We start from the raw sequence: 421 nt of genomic DNA, 5'->3' as shown, positions 1-421 counted from the left end.
AAATGTATATCGTTGGCAGAAGAAATTATTTAGACCAGTTATCAAAAACTTCATTGATGACTTTATTCTCGATAAAAATCATCTGCTACCACAGAGAATCTATAAATAATAGTGCGTAAGTCCTATAATGTATATTCTGCAAAATGTTTAAAGCAAATATTAGGGTTTGTTGACAATTCGTCTATGTTTGCGGCAACGCATATTTTTTAGCTGCTATAAGGCATGGGACAGGAAATTTAGTCATTTTAAATGACTGGCACATAACGCAATAGCAGCAAAAAATATGCTCGCCCTGAAAGGCTGTGGCTAAAACTTTCTCAGATTGCGTTATGAAACTTAGCAATAATCTCGCTATTCCTTGCGTTTCATGCCTGATCTGCTCAGTTTTAGCCTACAGCGCAAGCCATTTATGAAATGTCAA

1 pseudogene is annotated in these 421 nt (G+C 35.6%); it reads left to right on the top strand.

What is annotated here, in order from left to right:
* Positions 1-109, top strand: a pseudogene (locus ACEO2X_RS14230) (IS701 family transposase); the annotation flags it as partial.
* Between the last annotated feature and the right edge of the window lie 312 nt (positions 110-421).

Source organism: Acinetobacter sp. AL9 (genome assembly GCF_041464035.1).
GTDB classification, from domain to species: Bacteria; Pseudomonadota; Gammaproteobacteria; order Pseudomonadales; family Moraxellaceae; genus Acinetobacter; species Acinetobacter towneri.
The sequence above is the reverse complement of the archived record's forward strand: the minus strand, read 5'-3'. Positions and strand labels throughout refer to the sequence as shown.